At 42.5% G+C, this 18,443-nt stretch carries 17 protein-coding genes and 3 pseudogenes; 9 read left to right on the forward strand and 11 right to left on the reverse strand.

The window, feature by feature from the left end; translation table 11 throughout:
- A pseudogene (locus E0485_RS17675) lies at positions 1–241 on the forward strand (squalene--hopene cyclase); the annotation flags it as partial.
- Positions 242–410: 169 nt separating this feature from the next.
- Here the strand turns inward: E0485_RS17675 and E0485_RS25715 are convergent.
- Positions 411–536: a hypothetical protein gene (locus E0485_RS25715; RefSeq protein WP_268957609.1), complete on the reverse strand. Its 126-nt coding sequence runs from the start codon at positions 534–536 to the stop codon at positions 411–413.
- A gap of 185 nt (positions 537–721) precedes the next feature.
- Between E0485_RS25715 and E0485_RS17685 the strand changes: the two genes are divergently transcribed.
- The 7 genes and pseudogenes from E0485_RS17685 (at position 722) to E0485_RS17715 (ending at position 6,409) form a co-directional block, all read left to right on the forward strand.
- Entirely contained in the window at positions 722–1,573 is an 852-nt protein-coding gene (locus E0485_RS17685; RefSeq protein WP_132419408.1) for an RNA polymerase sigma factor, read from the forward strand.
- A gap of 47 nt (positions 1,574–1,620) precedes the next feature.
- Entirely contained in the window at positions 1,621–2,622 is a 1,002-nt protein-coding gene (locus E0485_RS17690; protein WP_132419409.1) for a hypothetical protein, read from the forward strand.
- Between the two features lie 205 nt (positions 2,623–2,827).
- Positions 2,828–3,196, forward strand: a complete 369-nt coding sequence (locus tag E0485_RS17695; RefSeq protein WP_132419507.1) for a DUF4180 domain-containing protein — start codon at positions 2,828–2,830, stop codon at positions 3,194–3,196.
- Between the two features lie 47 nt (positions 3,197–3,243).
- Positions 3,244–3,468, forward strand: a pseudogene (locus E0485_RS17700) (formylglycine-generating enzyme family protein); the annotation flags it as partial.
- Between the two features lie 150 nt (positions 3,469–3,618).
- Entirely contained in the window at positions 3,619–4,374 is a 756-nt protein-coding gene (locus tag E0485_RS25185) for a CAP domain-containing protein (protein WP_235857614.1), read from the forward strand.
- 189 nt (positions 4,375–4,563) lie between these two features.
- On the forward strand, positions 4,564–5,595 hold the full coding sequence (locus E0485_RS17710) for an ATP-binding cassette domain-containing protein (protein WP_132419410.1): 1,032 nt from the start codon (positions 4,564–4,566) through the stop codon (positions 5,593–5,595).
- Positions 5,592–6,409: pseudogene (locus E0485_RS17715) on the forward strand (ABC transporter permease). The gene E0485_RS17710 and the pseudogene E0485_RS17715 overlap by 4 nt, the downstream one beginning before the upstream one ends.
- A gap of 61 nt (positions 6,410–6,470) precedes the next feature.
- On the opposite strand, the gene E0485_RS17720 reads toward E0485_RS17715, so the two are convergent.
- On the reverse strand, positions 6,471–7,358 hold the full coding sequence (locus tag E0485_RS17720) for a fructose bisphosphate aldolase (RefSeq protein ID WP_132419411.1): 888 nt from the start codon (positions 7,356–7,358) through the stop codon (positions 6,471–6,473).
- Positions 7,359–7,617: 259 nt separating this feature from the next.
- Here E0485_RS17720 and E0485_RS17725 point away from each other — a divergent pair, with 259 nt between their 5' ends.
- A complete protein-coding gene (locus tag E0485_RS17725) occupies positions 7,618–9,033 on the forward strand; it encodes an MDR family MFS transporter (protein WP_132419412.1) in 1,416 nt (471 codons plus the stop codon).
- Positions 9,034–9,107: 74 nt separating this feature from the next.
- On the opposite strand, the gene E0485_RS17730 is transcribed toward E0485_RS17725, so the two are convergent.
- The 9 genes from E0485_RS17730 to E0485_RS17770 all read right to left on the reverse strand — a co-directional run bounded on the left by E0485_RS17730 (position 9,108) and on the right by E0485_RS17770 (position 18,347).
- A complete protein-coding gene (locus E0485_RS17730) occupies positions 9,108–10,667 on the reverse strand; it encodes an AMP-binding protein (RefSeq protein WP_132419413.1) in 1,560 nt (519 codons plus the stop codon).
- 2 nt (positions 10,668–10,669) lie between these two features.
- Positions 10,670–11,515, reverse strand: coding sequence for an SDR family NAD(P)-dependent oxidoreductase (locus E0485_RS17735; protein WP_132419414.1), 846 nt, complete (start codon positions 11,513–11,515; stop codon positions 10,670–10,672).
- 159 nt (positions 11,516–11,674) lie between these two features.
- Positions 11,675–12,268, reverse strand: a complete 594-nt coding sequence (locus E0485_RS17740; RefSeq protein WP_132419509.1) for an acyl-CoA-like ligand-binding transcription factor — start codon at positions 12,266–12,268, stop codon at positions 11,675–11,677.
- Between the two features lie 76 nt (positions 12,269–12,344).
- Positions 12,345–13,862 (reverse strand): MFS transporter, encoded by a 1,518-nt coding sequence (locus E0485_RS17745; protein WP_132419415.1) that lies wholly within the window; start codon positions 13,860–13,862, stop codon positions 12,345–12,347.
- Positions 13,863–14,017: 155 nt separating this feature from the next.
- Positions 14,018–14,542, reverse strand: a complete 525-nt coding sequence (locus E0485_RS17750) for a phosphatase PAP2 family protein (protein WP_132419416.1) — start codon at positions 14,540–14,542, stop codon at positions 14,018–14,020.
- A 189-nt stretch (positions 14,543–14,731) separates the two neighbouring features.
- On the reverse strand, positions 14,732–15,223 hold the full coding sequence (locus tag E0485_RS17755; protein WP_132419417.1) for an isochorismatase family protein: 492 nt from the start codon (positions 15,221–15,223) through the stop codon (positions 14,732–14,734).
- Between the two features lie 72 nt (positions 15,224–15,295).
- Entirely contained in the window at positions 15,296–16,105 is an 810-nt protein-coding gene (locus E0485_RS17760) for an NmrA family NAD(P)-binding protein (RefSeq protein ID WP_132419418.1), read from the reverse strand.
- A 16-nt stretch (positions 16,106–16,121) separates the two neighbouring features.
- The gene (locus tag E0485_RS17765) at positions 16,122–16,979 is read right to left on the reverse strand and encodes a tetratricopeptide repeat protein (RefSeq protein ID WP_132419419.1); all 858 of its coding nucleotides are present in this window, start codon (positions 16,977–16,979) and stop codon (positions 16,122–16,124) included.
- A gap of 111 nt (positions 16,980–17,090) precedes the next feature.
- Positions 17,091–18,347 (reverse strand): L-lactate MFS transporter, encoded by a 1,257-nt coding sequence (locus E0485_RS17770; protein ID WP_235857623.1) that lies wholly within the window; start codon positions 18,345–18,347, stop codon positions 17,091–17,093.
- Between the last annotated feature and the right edge of the window lie 96 nt (positions 18,348–18,443).

Below are 18,443 nucleotides of genomic sequence, written 5' to 3' on the forward strand. Positions count from 1 at the left end.
AAGTACGCCATCCCAAACCGCATGGGCGTTGGATGCCCTTATCGCCGTTCACCCGCAGCCAACCGCCGCGTTGGATAAAGGAATTTGCAGACTGATCGACTCCGTGAAAGAAGATAAATGGACGACCGTTTATCCGACCGGCGCCGGCCTGCCGGGTTATTTTTACTCCCATTATCACAGCTACAAATATATCTGGCCCCTTCTGACGTTAAGTCATTACAAACTGAAATACGGAAGTTAAAGTCCATTTGGATGCCAGCGCCTGGCTCATGCTAGGGAAGTAGCGGAAAGCGTACTAGACGATGCGTCAATTCGAAAGTCTTGCATAAAAATTGGCGATTCGTTCCGAGCAGCAGGCGGATCTCATCGAGCTGTAGAGGAAATCTTCGCATATAAACGAAGTTTAGGAATTAGCGATCAGGCGACTGGACAATAATTTTATCATGATCTAGTACTAGCTTAACTTTCTTCTTCCCCTTAAGATTAGCAGCTTCCATATAATGATCAGGCAGTTGTAAACGTCCGACTTGATCCATGATCGCATACTCCTCATGTGAGTCAGCTTGCGAAAATATATGTTGCGTATAAACCATGCATTATAGGATAGTCGTTGATAGTCATGGATGATATTATTTGAATATTAATATAATTTTATTTTGTTCAATGATAGATTTTCCTAACCAATGGCATCTAGATATTAGAGGGAAGGAGTGAAAAGTGCTTGGGTAGTGAACTCGGAGTAAAACCACCCCCTGATGTTGGGTTGGAACAGGATGATAGAATCAATACTCCTTCCAATATTCGAGGAGTCAAACAACATGATTTATTACTGGACATCTCTAAAGTCAATCAGACAAAGGTTAACCCAGAGTTAGTCGAACGAGCTCGCAGCGGGGATCAAGAAGCGTTTAGCGAGCTTGTCCGTACACATCGTGCACACGCGTATGGCTGGGCGAATAATATTGTACGCGATACGCATCTTGCGGAGGATATAGTTCAAGATGCATTGATTCGGGCATTTTTACATCTCAGTACCTTGGTGGACACAACTCGCTTTTTACCGTGGCTGCAACGAATTATTCGTAACCAAGCGTATATGAAGCTTCGCCGTGGTGGGCAGTTTGGTAAAGAACAGCCTTTTACAAGCTTTGGTACTGGTACTACTGCTGCGTCGGATGCTCATTCACGACAAGATTTCCAAACGACGGACTGGGGGGATATCGATCAAATCTTGTTTCGATTATCCCGTTCAGCTGCTAATAAAGCGGAGCAAAACAGTGATCCGGTGAGAAGCCTTCTCCGTCGCGAGTTAATGGATAGTCTTCGCTCATTGATGATCTGCCTGAGTAAGCGGGAGCGGCAAATATTTGAAGCACACTTCTTCGGTGAGTTGTCACCTGATGAGATCGCTGAATTATTTGAGACAACGACAGCAAACGTATATAACCTCCTATCCAGATCACGTGCAAAAGTACAAAAGGAACGAATACGTGTTAGTATCCGCATTTATGTCCAACATCGTGCGGAGCTAGGTCTGAAGCGAGTCAATATATTGCGTGCACCCCAAATTTAAGTACTTATCAAGAGCATCCCTCAAACTAATTTTCTTGGAGGTCATTTATGAGTGAAATTAAAAGTAAGGACTGGAGCAAGACTATGACGACCGCTGCTGCTGCCATTCACGGCGCGATCAACTACACTGACAAAAAACAATATTCTTTGGTGGATGTCATGGGAATAACAGGACATGCCTTCCGTATCAATATTGACCCAGACCATATAGATGTAGCTGGACCAACCATGTTCCCCGGCGGGTATATGTTCAGACGTAATTTATGTAACCTAGGGTTTATAAGCAACTTGTCCGATACAGTAAAGCCTTTTACTCCAGAAAAGGTAGAACAGGTATTGGCACTCATTCAGCAGTCCATTGATAAGGGTTATCCAGCTATGTCTTTCGACCTCTTCATACCGGAGTTTGGACTCATTTACGGCTATGATGATGAGAAACAAGTATTCCATGCCAAAGATGTTTCACAGGAAGGTACGATCTCCTATACAGATTTTGTAGAGAAGCGCAATATGCTCTGGGTGAGCACGATCAGCGAAAGTCTGCCACATTCCAAATATGAAACCCTCCGCATGGCGCTCGATATGATTGTTGATCACACAAGAGGAAGAGAATGGCAGCATATTTTCAAAGACAAATATTCGATTGGCCTTGCTGGCTATGATGCGTGGATCGCTTGTATGGAGCGTCGTGGCGCCGATCCGTTTGGCAATGCATATAACATAGCTGTCGTTAGTGATGCACGCGAATTTGCCGCACAATTTTTGCGTGAGCTTGTAATCAAATGGAATGGTGAAAATATTGTAGAACGAGCTGTGCGTAAATTTGCATCCGAAGCAGCAGAGCATTATGAGCGAACAGCGACTTCCTTGGTCGAGATGCGTGAGATGTTTCCTTTCCCGCAAGGCGGACAGCCAAATGATCCCGCTACAGCCGACCGTGCAGTTGAATTGTTGCGTATTGCGAAGGAAGCCGAATCGAAAGGGATAGAAGCACTGGAGCGTCTTCTTGATTTTATGAAAGCCTATTGGTGTGAAAAGTGGATAAATTAAGGATTTGCTATAACAGTCGTAAACAAACAGCGCAATTGACAACACGATAAATCATGGTACACTGTTATTTATTCTGACTATTCCATACAATTAAATGAACTTATTATACACTTCTCAAAATTAAGCGTACTCGAGAACAAATCTCGGGTACGTTTATTTATAAGTATGATGTTAGAAGATACACCAATCGTTTAGGAGGGTCATGATGAATATAGCGAAAATAGAGAAAAATGGGATTCATATTGCCGTTGTAAGCAGCAGCGAGATCGTAATTGGGGATGTTCAGTCAGCATTGGATCTGATGGCAACCGTACAATATGAAACAGGCTGTGATCGTATTGTAGTAAACAAAACTATATTAAGTGAAGAATTTTTCGACTTAAAAACACGTCTTGCTGGCGAGATTCTTCAGAAGTTCATCAATTATCGTGTAAAGTTTGCAATTTGGGGAGATTTCTCCGTGTATTCAAGTAAAAGCCTTCGAGATTTTATTTATGAATGCAATAATGGAAATGATACATTCTTCTTGCCGACCGAGCAGCAAGCGATTGAAAAGTTAAGTATGTTGAAGTAGAAAATGAAGCGGGGGAAAAATAGGTGTCAGACGGCAGGTTACATAGGATAGGTACAAAGCTGCCGAATGCGTGGGGGCTCTACGATATGTTAGGGAATGTTTGGGAGTGGTGTTGGGACCTATACGATGAACAAGTATACGGCTCCTACAGAGTTTTCCGCGGTGGAAGCTGGGCGGAAGAAGCTAGAGGCTGTGGAGCGACATGCCGTCGCCGTAGTCACCCTACTTTTCGAATTGATGATCTCGGATTTCGTCTTGCCAGATCCCTGTAAGATAACAACCACGAAGAATAATTCATTTGCGATATGCACATCCTTTGTTTGATATATCTCTACTTTACGATTTAGGGAGGTTTTTTTATCAAACAATTAATCGCAATCGCAGCTGCTCTATTACTCGTTGCAGGATGTTCGAATAATAATTTGTCAAAGCAACCACAGCAGCCGCCCAATCAAACAAAGGTTGAAACGCGTGCTCGCAGTGCTACACCGCCATCCAATTTAACACAAGCGTCATCTATTGCTACTCCAAATGCAGGGAAACAGTCGATCACAATTAAACAACTACCCAATAGCAACTCGTCTTGGATCGATTGGTTCAATCGCAATTTGGGATCAAGAGAAAATCCAAACAATCAGATTGCATTCCCACCAATGACTCAGATACCATCTCCACAACCTACTAGTCAGACCCAAATTCCACAGCCAACGAGTCAGACCCAATATCCGCAGCCAACGAACCAGACTCATTCACCACAACCGCCAAGCCAGACTCCAAGCCAGACTCCTAATCCGGGTCAGTCTGCCGATTCATCACAATTTGCGCAGCAAGTGCTCGATCTGGTGAATCAAGAAAGATCAAAAGCGGGCCTTCAACCACTTACGATGAATAGCGCCCTTTCCAAGATGGCTATGGACAAAGCTCAGGATATGATCAATAATAATTATTTTGATCATCAGTCACCAACTTACGGCTCTCCGTTTGATATGATGAGATCATATGGTATTAATTACAGCACAGCGGGCGAAAACATCGCCAAAGGTCAATCAAGTCCAACGGAAGTGATGAACGCATGGATGAATAGTCCAGGACATCGTGCCAACATATTGGGCAGCGGCTTTACACAAATTGGCATAGCATACTATAATCGTGCGTGGGTTCAAGAATTTATTGGATAGTGTGCCCCTGTCAAGTAGACAATTAAAAAAAGCTATACAGTCAGCGTGTACCGATACTTAATCGGTGCGCGCTGTTTTAATTTTACCGATAAACGCAACGTACTTTACATTATTTCACTGTTTAAATTCAGTTTAAAAAGAAGTGTTACTCTTTCAACATAATCCGTTATGTTGATAGGAGGAAATACAATGGAACAGATACAGAGAAATATTACCAAACCAAATAATGGTGATTGGGCTGTCGAGGCACATGGACTTGTCAAAACTTTTGGCGACAATCGTGCGGTGGATGGCGTAAATTTAAACGTTCGTGCCGGTACGATCTATGGGGTGCTTGGACCGAATGGGGCAGGTAAGACCACTACAATCAGAATGCTGGCCACCTTACTTCGTCCAGACACAGGTTCTGCCCGAATCTTCGGACATGATGTGGTGAAGGAATCTCAGATAGTTCGTCAATTGATCGGGGTAACAGGTCAATATGCATCAGTCGATGAATCGCTTAGCGCTACAGAGAATCTGATCATTTTCTCTCGATTGCTCGGGTTAAGTCGTACGGAGGCACGCAAGAAGTCAGCAGATTTGCTTGAGGAATTTGGGTTATCGGAAGCAGCTAAACGTCCGCTCAAAAATTTCTCTGGTGGCATGCGTCGCAGATTGGATCTCGCTGCTAGTCTCATCGCACAGCCTCCGCTTATCTTCCTAGATGAGCCGACTACTGGTCTAGATCCACGCACTCGCTCACAGATGTGGGATACAATTCGCCGATTGGTGAACACTGGATCAACCGTTCTGTTAACGACCCAATACCTTGATGAGGCTGATCAACTAGCTGATCGGATTGCTGTAATCGATCGTGGCCGAGTGGTTGCCGAGGGTACTGTGGATGAACTGAAAGAATCAATTGGTACCTCATCATTACAATTAAGAGTCCAGCATCCTCAGGACATTGAGAAAACCCGTCTGACCATCGAGCAAGTTCTCAAGGTTCAGTCTAATGTCACATCGGAAGCCGGCAAGATAACAGCTCCGATGGTTGACGCTGATCGGGTTACCGACCTGCTTATCGCCCTACGCGCGGAAGGGATTCATTTGGCTGAAATGAGTGTTCAGAAACCGACTCTTGACGAGGTATTCCTAACGATCACTGGTCACGGTGTGAAAGATGATGAGTCAAACACACCCGTGAATTCATATAAAATGGAGGGAGCAAGAGCATGAGAAGCACTTCAATTCAACCTGTTGCTGAACGCCAGTTGAAAAACAATACAAGTATGGGGCAATCAATACGAAACGCATTAACGATGGCTTATCGAGGTTTGCTTAAAATTCGGCGCACACCTGAGCAATTGTTTGACGTTACACTGCAACCCATAATCTTCACCCTTATGTTTACCTACATCTTTGGCGGAGCTATCTCCGGAGATGTGCTGAGCTATTTACCTGTTATCATTCCCGGCATCCTCGTACAGACCGTAATCACGACCTCAGTCGTCATTGGTGTTCAACTGCGTGAAGATATGGATAAAGGCGTGTTTGACCGATTCAAGTCACTGCCTATCGCCCGCATTGCACCGCTAGCAGGAGCCCTGCTCGCTGATACCATTCGGTATACCATTGCGACTGTGCTCACCTTTACGATGGGATATATTATGGGTTATCGACCTGAAGGTGGAATAGGGAGCGTCGCCATAGCCGCGGTGCTTGTTATCTTCTGCTCATGGGCAATTAGTTGGATCTTCGCGTTTTTCGGTGTGATTGCCGTACTGCCTCAAGCGTACAAGGAATATCAATGATTGTGCTGTTCCCGCTCACGTTTCTTTCCAACGCCTTCGTGCCTGTCGATACGATGCCTGGATGGCTACAGTGGTTTGTGAAGATCAATCCGATCTCGCACCTTGTTACAGCCGTCCGAGATCTTACCAACTCTGGCACTGTAGGGTCTGATCTCGTAATTTCCATTGTCGGAGCTTTAGTCATTGTGGCGATCTTTGCACCTATTACCGTACGTGCTTACATGCGTCGGACATATTAGCTAACTAAAAAACGACCCTGAACGATAAGTTCGGAGTCGTTTTTCCTGTATAAGTGCTTCCTTATTTAATCGAAGCTTCATAAATGTCTTTAATGGTGTTAGCTAGCAATGAGTCGAATTCTGCGTCTGTTTGCTGAGCAGTTAATCCCTGAGACAAAGCACGTGAGAAACTAGCGATCAAACCATGATTACGCGCCAACTTCTCGTTCGCTTCTGTTTGAGAGTAGCCTCCAGACAATGCTACAACTCGTACAACATGCGAATCGTTCATTAAATCGCTGTAGAAATTATCTTCCGTAGGTATGGATAGTTTAAGCATAATCTTCGTATCGTTATCCAGTTTGGATAATTGCGCGAAAATCTCTTCTTTCAGTATTTTCTCGGATGCTGCTTTATCTGCACTGTAGATATCTACTTCTGGTTCAACAATTGGTACTAGACCTGCTTCTGCGATTTGTTTGCCGACAGCAAACTGCTGCTCAACAACTTTTTTGATTCCCGCTGCATTAGCTTCTTTTATGACGGAACGCATTTTGGTACCGAAAATATTCCGTTCTACTGCACGCTTCAGAAGGTCACCCAGCTCAGGCATAGGCTTCATAAGCTGAACCCCGTCTTCAAGATCAGCAAGCCCTTTATCTACTTTTAAGAATGGTACAATCCCTTTCTTCTCCCATAGATAATCTGCTGTAAATTGGCCGTCAATTAAGCGGTCCATTGTATTTTCAAATAAAATAGCTCCTAAAATGTACTGGGAATCAAATGCAGGAGTTTTGATAATACGCGTTCTCATCTCGTGAACGAGCGCATACATCTCTTCTTCATTAGAATAACTGCTTTCATTAACACCATACTGCTGCAAAGCCTTAGGGGTACTTCCGCCACTTTGGTCCAAAGCTGCTATAAAGCCCTTTCCTGTATGGATACGTTCTAATTGTTGAGTATTCATGAGTAATTCCCCTTCCCTCTCGTGAAACAAATTATCTTGAATCCTTTTATTATAGCACTTTTATATAGAGACATACATTGTAGCGATCAAAATAGTTTTTCCACCATAACGAAAAAGAGCACCTCCATTTGGGGCGCTCTCTAGCTATAGAATAACTTACGGGAAAGAATAAGTCTATACTTTTTTTGATAATTTCGTTATATTTTGGATGCTGCTTCCGCGGGCCAGCAAAAAACGAAATAAAAGGGAGCGTAAAGAAATGTCAATTGATAAGCCAAAAATAGGCTTGATCTCAACAGGACTGTTAATGGGATTGATTTTAGCATCTATTGACCAAACCATCGTTTCAACTGCCATGCCAACGATAACCAAGGAATTGAGAGGTATATCCCTATATAGTTGGGTGTTTTCCATTTATATGTTGACCTCGACAGCTTCCATGCCGATTTACGGCAAACTGGCAGACTTATTTGGACGCAGAAAGATGTATTTGCTCGGCTTATTTCTCTTCTTAACTGGTTCTTTATTATGCGGTATGGCAGGAAGTATATCAGACTTAATTGTATTCAGAGGTATACAAGGCCTTGGTGCTGGTGCTTTAATGCCCATTGCATTTACGATTGTTGGCGATATTTATCCTCCTGAAACGCGTGGTAAGTTTATGGGAATGTTCGGTACCGTTTTTGCTGTATCCAGCATTGTCGGGCCAGCTCTTGGAGGCTATATAACAGAGAATTTGAACTGGGGATGGATTTTTTATATAAATCTGCCGATCGGTATTCCTGCCTTCCTCATAATAGCTTCAGCATTAAAAGAAAGTATTAGTAAAGAGAGAAAAACAATCGATTGGTTGGGTGCAATAACATTTGTCATCGCGATTGTTGCAATTCTGCTTGCACTTGTGCTTGGTGGCAATGATCAAGTATCTGAAGGACATTACCCATTGGATTCTCTACAAATTATTGGGTTATTCTGTTGTGGCGGTGTGCTTATCGTTGCATTTCTGTGGATTGAAATGAGGGCTAAAGACCCCATTATCCCGCTTCATCTATTCAAAATTCGAGTTATCGCTTTCGGGAATATCGCTGGATTTTTTATGAGTGCGGGCATGTTCGGAGCGATTATATATATACCCTTATTTGTACAGAATGTAATTGGCGTCAATCCATCCATTACGGGGTATATATTAACTCCCCTTATGCTATCAGTAGTCGTCAGTACAACGATTGCTGGAAGGCTGATGAATAAAGTTTCTTACCGAATGATTCTCGTACCCAGCTTGACCTTAATGGCCATAGGCTGTTTGCTGCTCAGTCAGATGTCTCCTGACACGACGAAGTTTCAAATCGTTCTATATATGATTATTACTGGACTAGGCATGGGTTCTGTTTATCCTACTCTTGGTACTGCTGCACAAAGTGCTGTAGACCTGCAAACTCGTGGAGCAGCTACTTCAACCTCTCAATTTTTTAGATCCATTGGAGGAACGGTAGGTGTTAGCCTTTTAGGAAGTCTGTTAGCACAGCGAATAGCATCTGGAAACGAAATGAGCCATTCATTAAACAGTGTATTCTTGTTATGCTTAATATTTGTTTGCATCAGTCTTGCTGGATGTGTCTGCATGGGGAATGGACGGTTGGTTCCTCTATCAGCAATAAAGAAGAATGCCTCCTGAGTCCTTTATGTTTCTCGAGTCCTAACCTCAAATAAGGTTGAGCAGAATTTAGTTCCGCTCAACCTTGTTAATCCTCATTGCTTCTCTATTATTGCGCTGTATTTCCGCAGCATCTTCTTATTCAATTTACCTACAGTCGTATAGGGTAACGCAGATACAAACGTAATTTCTCGTGGCATTTGATATCTTGCTATCCTTGGACGAAGCCATTCAAGCAGCTGCTCTTGTGTTATGCTTGAATTATAGTCCAATTGTACGAATGCCCTTAATCGTTGTCCAAACTCATCGTCTGGAACCCCAATAACAGCTGAATTTTCGATTAAAGGATGACGGTTAAGTATCTGCTCCAATTCCAATGGATACACATTGATGCCTGCTGACACGATCCGATCATCAATTCTACCGCATAAATAATATAATCCTTGATCATCCCTATAACCTAAGTCACCCGTTTCAATCCAGGCTTGTCCATTTAGCTGTGACAATTTATTCAGGATGCAGAATTGACCAATTTGCCCTGGCTGGGCTTCATGGTTATGATCATCGACGATTCGCAGCTTCACACCATGAATTTTGCGCCCAATTGTGTTAGCTGCCAGCCTTAAATCTTGCGGAGTTGCAATGATATTCAAACCCGTTTCCGATGTGCCATACAAATTGTAGACGATATCGCCTAACTTGCCACGCACCTCTTCTACAAGCTTGGGATCTAGCTCTGCACTGCCTGAAACGATGCAAGCTAGAGAGCTTAACCGACTCACGTCCTGCTTAAGCATTCTATGTATCATTAAAGGAACGACTGTGACAACTTCGACATGGTGCTCATGAATGAGCGCGCATGCTTGAGCGGCATCAAACTTTTGACAAATCACGATTTTGGCACCCATTGCCATAAATAGCATGCATTGTGCCACACCATATCCATGATAAATAGGCGTCGCAATATATACCGCACGATATTTTTGCAGCTTCAACTTTGTCATTAAGGCGACAAACGGATTGAGATAATTGACAATGGAGGGCTGATGCTCAGTAGCTTTGGAATGTCCTGTAGTCCCGCCTGTAAGAATAACAAGCTTGCCCATCGTCGCTCGTTTTAGTTTCGGAAAATCCGTCGTATCGGCAGTCAATAGATCATTAATAGCTGGCAAATGATCATGGTAGCTTGCAATTTTCTTTTCACTATAACTAGAACACTCGATTAAAGATTCTACTTCAGCATCGTAAACGATTAATTGAAAATCATGCCTAGCCAGCAAATGATCGAATTGATCTTGGCTCATTTCGACATTCAGCAAGAATACATCTGCCCCTAATCGTGATGTCGCGAATATCGATTTTATTAGGCAAGCATGATTTCTGCTCATTATACCTACTTTGTGTCCGTTTTGAATCCCATATCTATGTAGAATCAGAATCGCCAGATGCTCTGCTTGACTCAACAATTGACTGTAATTCAATGTTTCACGTTCATCGGCTATCGCTATACGATTACCGTATACCTTGCCTGCATAGCCAAGCAGAGCCATGAGGTTCATGCCGTATTTCCGAATGGCGGATAGGAGCTTATACAACCCGACTGGAGAAAATAATTTTAGTTGATAAAGCACCTGTATCAGACGGATGTAGTGCATCGTTATGATCTCCTTTTTCGAAGACTCGCAGGAATCCATAGCTCCCATAACCATCTGAACATAAGGGATCCCCATTGACCAAATAGGATCCACCACGGTTTATAGGTACGTTTACGTGTGTACATTGATTTACAGATGATTTGAGCTGCATGATACGGATTCATAGCTGGCATGCTTCGATAAGCTTGTGTCGGCTCAATCATCGGCGTTCTCACTAAAGGGAGATAAACTGAAGTCGTTGTGATCCCCATCGTATGAAGCTCAAGAGCAGTTGATCGAAACCACGTGTCAAAAGCCGACTTCGATGCTTGATAAGCAGCCCAATGAGACATCGGCAACAAGAGAACGTTAATGGTGGATACATTGATAATATGCCCTTTACTTGTACCTAGAAGAGGAATTGTTGCTAGCAATAGCTGAACAGGCGCCATATAATTAATCGCCATAGTTCTTGTAAAATCGTGAAACCGATCTAATGAATCGTGAATCGAGCGCCTAATCGAAATCCCCGCATTGCTCACAATAAAATCAAGTCCACCTGACAATTGTTCAATATAGGCGATTAACCCCTCCAGTTCCTCCTTATTTCGGAGATCCGCAGGGTAAACACTAACCTGAGCAGTTTTGTGCTCAATTGCCTGCTTCAAAGCAAGCAGCTTCTCCCCTCGACGCGCAACTAGTATCATATGAACATTCAGATCGGCCAACATCAAAGCTACTTGCTCCCCAATCCCCGAGCTTGCGCCCGTTATAAGTATCGTCTTATCGTCTAACTCACTTCTCAGTTTATTCCAATTTATTAAAGTTCGCGGAAATAAGAGCTTCTCCAGCCATCTATATGAAACCATACCTTTCACCTACCAAACTTGCGGATGATCTGTCTAATATTCTCCAAGTGAAAGAGTTAGTCCTTTTATATAATTCAAATAACAAAAACGACTATCTCCCTTATCTGCGGAACGATAGTCGTTGTTTATTTATGATATACAATTATAAAAGGCTCAAATCTAGAGTAGTAATCCTTCATCCAGCTTCGAAAATGCTTGTTCAAACAACTGCACAAAATCCTCATTCGGATGTTCAGCATAGTAAAGCATAACAGAGATTCCAGTGCCTACAATTGCGCCTACAAAAGTATGCACTGTTAGATCATCGAGTGAGCGATTAACTCGTTTTGCAATAATTCCGGTCAGAAATTGCATATTCTGAATCATATTATTCAGCATTGCAGCACGTAGTTCAGGCACTGACATGATCAATTGATTACGTTCACGCATCGTATCAAGCTCATCTGCTGTCATTGAATTTACTCCTGAAGACATTGCATTTCGAATCGCCTGAAGTATGCTTATATCGGGTGGTTGTTCCTCAAATGCCGCGATAATCATTGGGTCATAGGTATCTGTCACTACGACATCTTCCTTTGTGGCAAAGTAACGAAAGAAGGTGCTTGGAGAGATCTCTGCTGCGTCTGCAATTTGTTCGACAGTTGTAGCATTATAGCCCAGTTCACGAAATAGCCGCATTGCATGCTTTTGTATGCTTGCCATTGTTTTTGCTTTTTTGCGTTCACGCAGCCCTATTTTCGGCTTATTCTCCATTGACACGCATTCTTCACTCCTTAGCACTTATTGGAATACGAAAGACTCTATCTATTAAAATGATACTTTATTTCATTTAATTGTCAATGTCACTTTGAATCAAACGAGAGTCATGCTTAATCCGCTTCTTAATAAAGCTCATGGCTAGAATCATACCCAGGATAGCAATTGCCCCACATGTCCATAAAGTAGCACCTATTCCATTAACGAATGAAGATCGTACAGAATCAAGTAATTCATTGGATTGTAATTGTTTGGCTACTGCAACTCCGGATGATACGTTACGAAGTACGGTATCTGCAGCTTCCTCAGACAAACCATTTAGATTTAAATGATTTCGATAACTTGAATTTAATATGGTACCCAAAATGGCTACCCCGAAGGTTCCCCCTACCTGTCTTAGGGCCATAATAAGCGCTGATCCTACACCACTTCGCTCTGTTGACAAGGCAGACATCGCTTCATCCATTGCTGCCGGAAGTGCAAATCCAATACCAAACCCTACTGCTGTGATCCAAATGGCTGCAAATTCGTATCCACTATTTATATTTGTGAAGGCTCCAACTACCAAGCCCATTGCGAAAAGGAAGAAACCGCATGAAATGGCGATTCTAGTTCCCCAACGCGTCTGTACAAGATCTGATATTTTGGATCCAATGATAAGCCCCCCTACAAACGGTAACAATCGCAGACCAGCACTTAATGCCTCTACTCCCTCAACTGCCTGAAAAAATTGAGGCATCACGAATAATACACCGAACATCGCAAACGAAATGACTGTAGCTAATACCGTACCCCAAGTAAAACTACTTGAACGGAATAAGCTTGGATCGATAATCGGTTGGCTTACTCGTCTTTCCCATAGGATTAATCCAATTAATATGAGTAATCCAATACCTATAGTCAAGAGAGTTAATCCATCTCCCCATCCCCTTTCCCCTATTTCAATTACGCCGTACGTTACACTGACAAGCCCCAAACTTGAGAGCAATACTCCTATATGATCAATACGATGTTTTTCCGAACTTCTGGACTCAGGCAAGAGAATTGCTACTGCAAATAAAGCAACGACAATTAAAGGAATATTGATGATAAACACAGAGCCCCATGCATAATGATCGAGCAGCCAACCGCCCAGGACTGGACCTAGAGGTATTCCGATTGCATTCGCCATCATCCACAGAGCAATTGCTTTCGATCTTTCTTCTTCAGCAAACAGAATCGGGATAATGGACATCGATAACGGAACAAGCAATGCTGCTCCGAGACCTAAGAATGCACGACCCGTAATAAGCTGCCACGCTGAATCTGCATTCGCACATGCAAGTGAAGATAAACCGAATATCACTAAACCGATGATCAACATCTTTTTGCGCCCCAATCTGTCTCCCAGCATGCCAGCAGGTAGAAGCGCAGCCGCAAACACAAGGTTATACGCATCTGCAAACCACTGCAGCTCCGCATTCGAGGCATGCAAATCCATGGCTAATATCGGCAAAGCCAGGTTCAGAATCGTCATATCTAGTCCGACAGCCAGTATGCCAATCGCAAGAGAGCCTAATATCCACCATCTTCTTTTATCTTGATTAATCATGAGAGCCTCAACCTTTCTGAATTAAAAGTTAATTGATAATTACATTCTTTTGATAGTCTATGTCATTTTATTGTAACTGTCAATATTGTCCAAACGATATCCAGAAATCCATCCATAAAAAAAGAAGCCGATCTTATCCAGATCAGCTTCTTGCTTTATATCATTGATATCATCGTTGCTGTCGTTGTACCGATCAAACAGCCAATCAAACAATCTGAGGGATAATGCACGCCTGCATAAATACGTGATATGCCAACCGTTAGTGCAATCGGTATTAACACAATCGCAAGTAAAGGGGCAATGAACACAATCGGTATAACCACTGCAAAAATCGAGTTCGTATGTCCAGATGGGAAGGAATAGTCTTTTAGCGGATTAATGATGATCTTAGCTTGCTGCATAACGGTATATGGCCTTGAGCGGCGTATTGTTTTCTTCACGATCACAACAATCAAATGGCTTAAAGCTAATGCAGCCAGGCTCTTCCAACCTGCCATTCTCCAAGGCTCCTGTGTGAACAAGATCAAAGCCAGCGTGCTCAGTATAGTAAACGTAGCTCCACCTAAATGAGTCATAAAGCTTAATATCTTATCCAGCATATTATGACTGATGGAATGATTGAATTTATAAAATAACACTGTATCCTGTTCTCTGAGCCAACGATAATACCGATTATTCATTGCACTCCACTCCCTTTGGAAATTCAGAAGAGTTATTCTCTCACTGCTACAATACCCTATTGTTTGAACTAGTTATACAACTTTATGTAAAATTTATATCCTATTTTATTCAATTGACGGTATCGTGTTACGAACTCTTGACTGAACTGCCAAAGTCACCTTTTGAATGGAATGTCATGTAGGCCAGGACTATTGCTTAAGCAGCATATCCACTATCGAATAAGCCACAATTGGACGATCTCGATAAAGTGCTTGAATGCTCTCTGGATACAAGCCTACGACGCCATGCTGCAGGAATGCTGCATTAAATCCTCGTTCTTTAGCTCCATTATAAGTGAATAAAGCACAGTATTCAGCCGCAAATCCTGAAATCAGGACAAACTCAACATCTTGCGCACGCAAAAGCTCTTCTAAATTCGTTTGCCAAAATGAATTTGCAAACTCCTTATGGATTCGGACCTCTGATTCTTGAACTTCAATTTGAGGAATAATCTCAAACCCACTTGATCCCACTCCACCATCTACTTCTAAATCCTGAACAAAAATGACAGGTTGACCGTTATCACGGAAAATATTAGCCACAGCGTTAATATATTCACTCGCACCATCAACGTAAGGCTCAAGTCCTTTATTCTGAAAACAGCCAATTTGCATATCAATTACCAAAAATGCAGCTTTCATTTCTATTCCCCCATCTTCAATTCACATTATTTAACAATATTATATACCACAACTACTATCTAGTCATATTCGTTACGAGATAAATGCTTTAATACTTTCTTGCAACGGAGTAATTGGGTGACCGAGTAACTGTTCCAGTTGATCTGAAGTTGAAGTTGTATCAATTTTACTTAGGAATCCATATATCCAATTCTGAATATCAGGATCTTGCTGCAACGAGATAGGCTTACCTGCCAACTCAGATAAAGTCTCTGCGAGGTCTTGGAAAGTCCATGTATGTGATGCAGTTAATTCGTATATTTTATTTTGATGTCCTGATTCTGTAAGAACTGCTACAATTGCAAATGCAAGATCCAGTCGTGTAATAGAATTAAACTGCCAATCCCCCGGGTATACGCTAAGTTCACCTTTAACAATCGCATCATTCAGACCAAACATGCCTATAAAATCCATATACAAGCCACTACGAAGAAATGTATAAGGAATTCCAGTTGTACGGATCGCATGTTCAGTCGCTAAGTGCAGATAAGTCCGAGGGATTGTACCTTTATCACAAAAGGCAAAGCTTGTATAAAGGATATGTTCCACTTTAGCTTTCTTCGCTGCTTCAATGACATGAGCATGTTGACGTAAGCGAATTGTATCGTCGGGATGTGAGCTTGAAATGAGTAAAAGCTGCGAAGCATTTGCGAATGCTTGCTCGAGGGTTTCAGGCTGATCATAATCACACAATCGCACAGTAATCCCTTGCTTCTTCCAATACTCACATGATTGGGTATGACGAACACAAGCAAAGATTTGGTCTGCTGGGACGATAGTTAGAAGATGCTCAATAATTAATCTTCCTAATTTGCCATTAGCTCCTGTAATCACAATAGACATCCATGATCACCCTTTCCTATTTTCCAAGCTCCTTTAATCTAGCAAGACGCTCAGGCTCGTGCTCTACTAGCCATTGATCCAATGAAAGCATCTCATATGCGCGTGCAAAGTAAGGCTGTGCTTCCATACGTCTATCTAATGATAGCAAACACTCTCCAAGCTCTTCGTTTACATAACCGTCTGGATTATGACTTCGCTCAGATTCAGACAACAATTCCATCTGGATCTCAAGCGCTTGCTGTGTCTTATTCATAAGGCGCAGCACCTTGGCAACACACCACTTCGCAATAAAGATTGTTCCCGCATTCCCCTGTTCCTGTCTAAATCGAAGCGCGCGTTCAAATAAATCCAGTGCCTCTACTAGATTACCTGCTTCCACTTGTAACCAGCCGATATTGTTGTATAGCGAACCTAGCCAACGTTTGGCATCTGGATGCTCTTCTGCGTACGCCAATGCCTTGAGGTTCCATTCCATTCTAAGCTCTGGGGTGGACTCCGCAATTCCTAACATATGCGCTGCATCAACTGCGTAGTCATCTTCTCCACATGCAATTCCGATTTCCCAAGCCTGTGCAAATAAAGGACGAGCGTCTGATTGCTGTGATGAAGAGTTATATACCCTTCCGCGTTCCAATAAATAACGAATCTGGGCAGATTTCATGTTATCATCTAGCATTGTTTCTACTTGATTCAATGTTTCATGAGCTTCGGTAAATTTTCTCTGCAGACCCTGCGTTCGCGCGATTTGTGTTAATAGTTCTGCCACATACCCCTGATCAGCACTAGCTTCTACTTGAGTTAACAAATCCCTGAATTTATGCTCGGTCTCCGCCGGTTGATTATAATCCCATAGCTTATCAAAATCTCTCATCATGCACGCTCCATTCCCAATGGCTCCTTTAGATTACACAAAGAGAGCGCACCAAAAAAGTGCACTCTCTAGCTATAGACTAATGTATATATGAGAAGAAGTCTATTAATTTTTTCAATTATTTGATAACTGCTGCTGACTGCTCAGCACAACAGCTTTATGGTTCTGACGTTTCTTCTCACCAGGAGGGCTGATGAAGATCGCAATTAACAGCGATACGGCACACATCACAGCAATGACAGTGAAGGTTACATGGAAACCGCCTAGTAATACCGACAAGAAAGATCCTGTTAAAGCTCCAAGACCGAAGCCTTGATAGATAATGCCATAGTTTTTGCTTTGATTCTTCAAGCCGAAATAATCCGCTACAATAGCAGGGAATACCGTAATATTACCACCAAAACAAAATGCAATTACGGATACACAAGCGAAGAAGATTCCGAAATTTAACGGTACATAGCTCAGTACGAGTACGGATAAGGCAGTTGCACTAATCGCTCCCGCTACGACTGTCATCCGACCTACTTTATCCGACATCGCTCCAAGAATGATCCGACCCGCTGTATTGAAAATCGCAACCATTGCAACAGCATTTGCTGCCGTGCTTACATCAAGCCCAGCAAGCTGAACTCCTGCATCTTTGACAATTCCGATTAAATACAATCCACTCATACAAGCGGTGAATAAGATAATGAATAAGAGATAGGCTTCTTTCGTACGCAGCATTTGCTTGACGGTAAAGTTTCGTTCCACGGTTTGTTTATTATTTGCTTGCGCAGGAATATTAGCCTCAGTAGCTTCGCGAACCAAGAAGGAACCTGCTGCTATCATAACCATTGCTATAATACCCCAATACAGGAATGTCTGCGAAACACCGAAGGATTGCAGAAATCCTGCGTTTACATATTTGAAAACCAAACTGCCCGTCCCGAATGCACCAACCGAAATACCCGATACTAGACCCTTCTGATTTGGAAACCATTTGATCAAGTTCGACAGAGATGTGATATAAGCAGAACCATCTGCGAAACCAACGACAACGCCAATAAGTAAATAAATTAACCATAAGGATGAAACCATCGAGCTGAATATGAGTCCCAAACCAAGCACAATACCTGAGATCAGAATCAATCGACGAATGCCAATCCGTTCTTGAATTTTGCCTGCGAATAAGGTTGCAAAAGCTAACGCAAAGCTTGTAATTGAAAAGGTAATGGAAACCGAACTTAGCTCCCACCCGAACTTATCCGCAAGCGGCTGATTAAATAAACTCCATGTATAAATGGTCCCTAGCCCCATTTGAACGATAATCGTACCAAGAATAATCAACCAACGATTTACTTTAGGTGTCATTGAAACTTCTGTTTTCATCATGATCACTCGCTTTCACTCTGCTGATATCCCTATCATACAAGAATAAAGCGCTTCCAGATGATTTGCGTCATGAGATGACAGAAACTCGGAATG

Source organism: Paenibacillus albiflavus, from assembly GCF_004344915.1.
Taxonomy (GTDB): domain Bacteria; phylum Bacillota; class Bacilli; order Paenibacillales; family NBRC-103111; genus Paenibacillus_AM; species Paenibacillus_AM albiflavus.

Bases quoted from the DNA above. Each gene is read 5' to 3' on its own strand.
- E0485_RS25715 (WP_268957609.1), bottom strand. From the start codon at position 536: ATGGATCAAGTCGGACGTTTACAACTGCCTGATCATTATATGGAAGCT.
- E0485_RS17690 (WP_132419409.1), top strand. From the start codon at position 1,621: ATGAGTGAAATTAAAAGTAAGGACTGGAGCAAGACTATGACGACCGCT.
- E0485_RS17695 (WP_132419507.1), top strand. From the start codon at position 2,828: ATGAATATAGCGAAAATAGAGAAAAATGGGATTCATATTGCCGTTGTA.
- E0485_RS17710 (WP_132419410.1), top strand. From the start codon at position 4,564: ATGGAACAGATACAGAGAAATATTACCAAACCAAATAATGGTGATTGG.
- E0485_RS17720 (WP_132419411.1), bottom strand. From the start codon at position 7,358: ATGAATACTCAACAATTAGAACGTATCCATACAGGAAAGGGCTTTATA.
- E0485_RS17725 (WP_132419412.1), top strand. From the start codon at position 7,618: ATGTCAATTGATAAGCCAAAAATAGGCTTGATCTCAACAGGACTGTTA.
- E0485_RS17730 (WP_132419413.1), bottom strand. From the start codon at position 10,667: ATGCACTACATCCGTCTGATACAGGTGCTTTATCAACTAAAATTATTT.
- E0485_RS17735 (WP_132419414.1), bottom strand. From the start codon at position 11,515: ATGGTTTCATATAGATGGCTGGAGAAGCTCTTATTTCCGCGAACTTTA.
- E0485_RS17740 (WP_132419509.1), bottom strand. From the start codon at position 12,268: ATGGAGAATAAGCCGAAAATAGGGCTGCGTGAACGCAAAAAAGCAAAA.
- E0485_RS17745 (WP_132419415.1), bottom strand. From the start codon at position 13,862: ATGATTAATCAAGATAAAAGAAGATGGTGGATATTAGGCTCTCTTGCG.
- E0485_RS17750 (WP_132419416.1), bottom strand. From the start codon at position 14,542: ATGAATAATCGGTATTATCGTTGGCTCAGAGAACAGGATACAGTGTTA.
- E0485_RS17755 (WP_132419417.1), bottom strand. From the start codon at position 15,223: ATGAAAGCTGCATTTTTGGTAATTGATATGCAAATTGGCTGTTTTCAG.
- E0485_RS17760 (WP_132419418.1), bottom strand. From the start codon at position 16,105: ATGTCTATTGTGATTACAGGAGCTAATGGCAAATTAGGAAGATTAATT.
- E0485_RS17765 (WP_132419419.1), bottom strand. From the start codon at position 16,979: ATGATGAGAGATTTTGATAAGCTATGGGATTATAATCAACCGGCGGAG.
- E0485_RS17770 (WP_235857623.1), bottom strand. From the start codon at position 18,347: ATGAAAACAGAAGTTTCAATGACACCTAAAGTAAATCGTTGGTTGATT.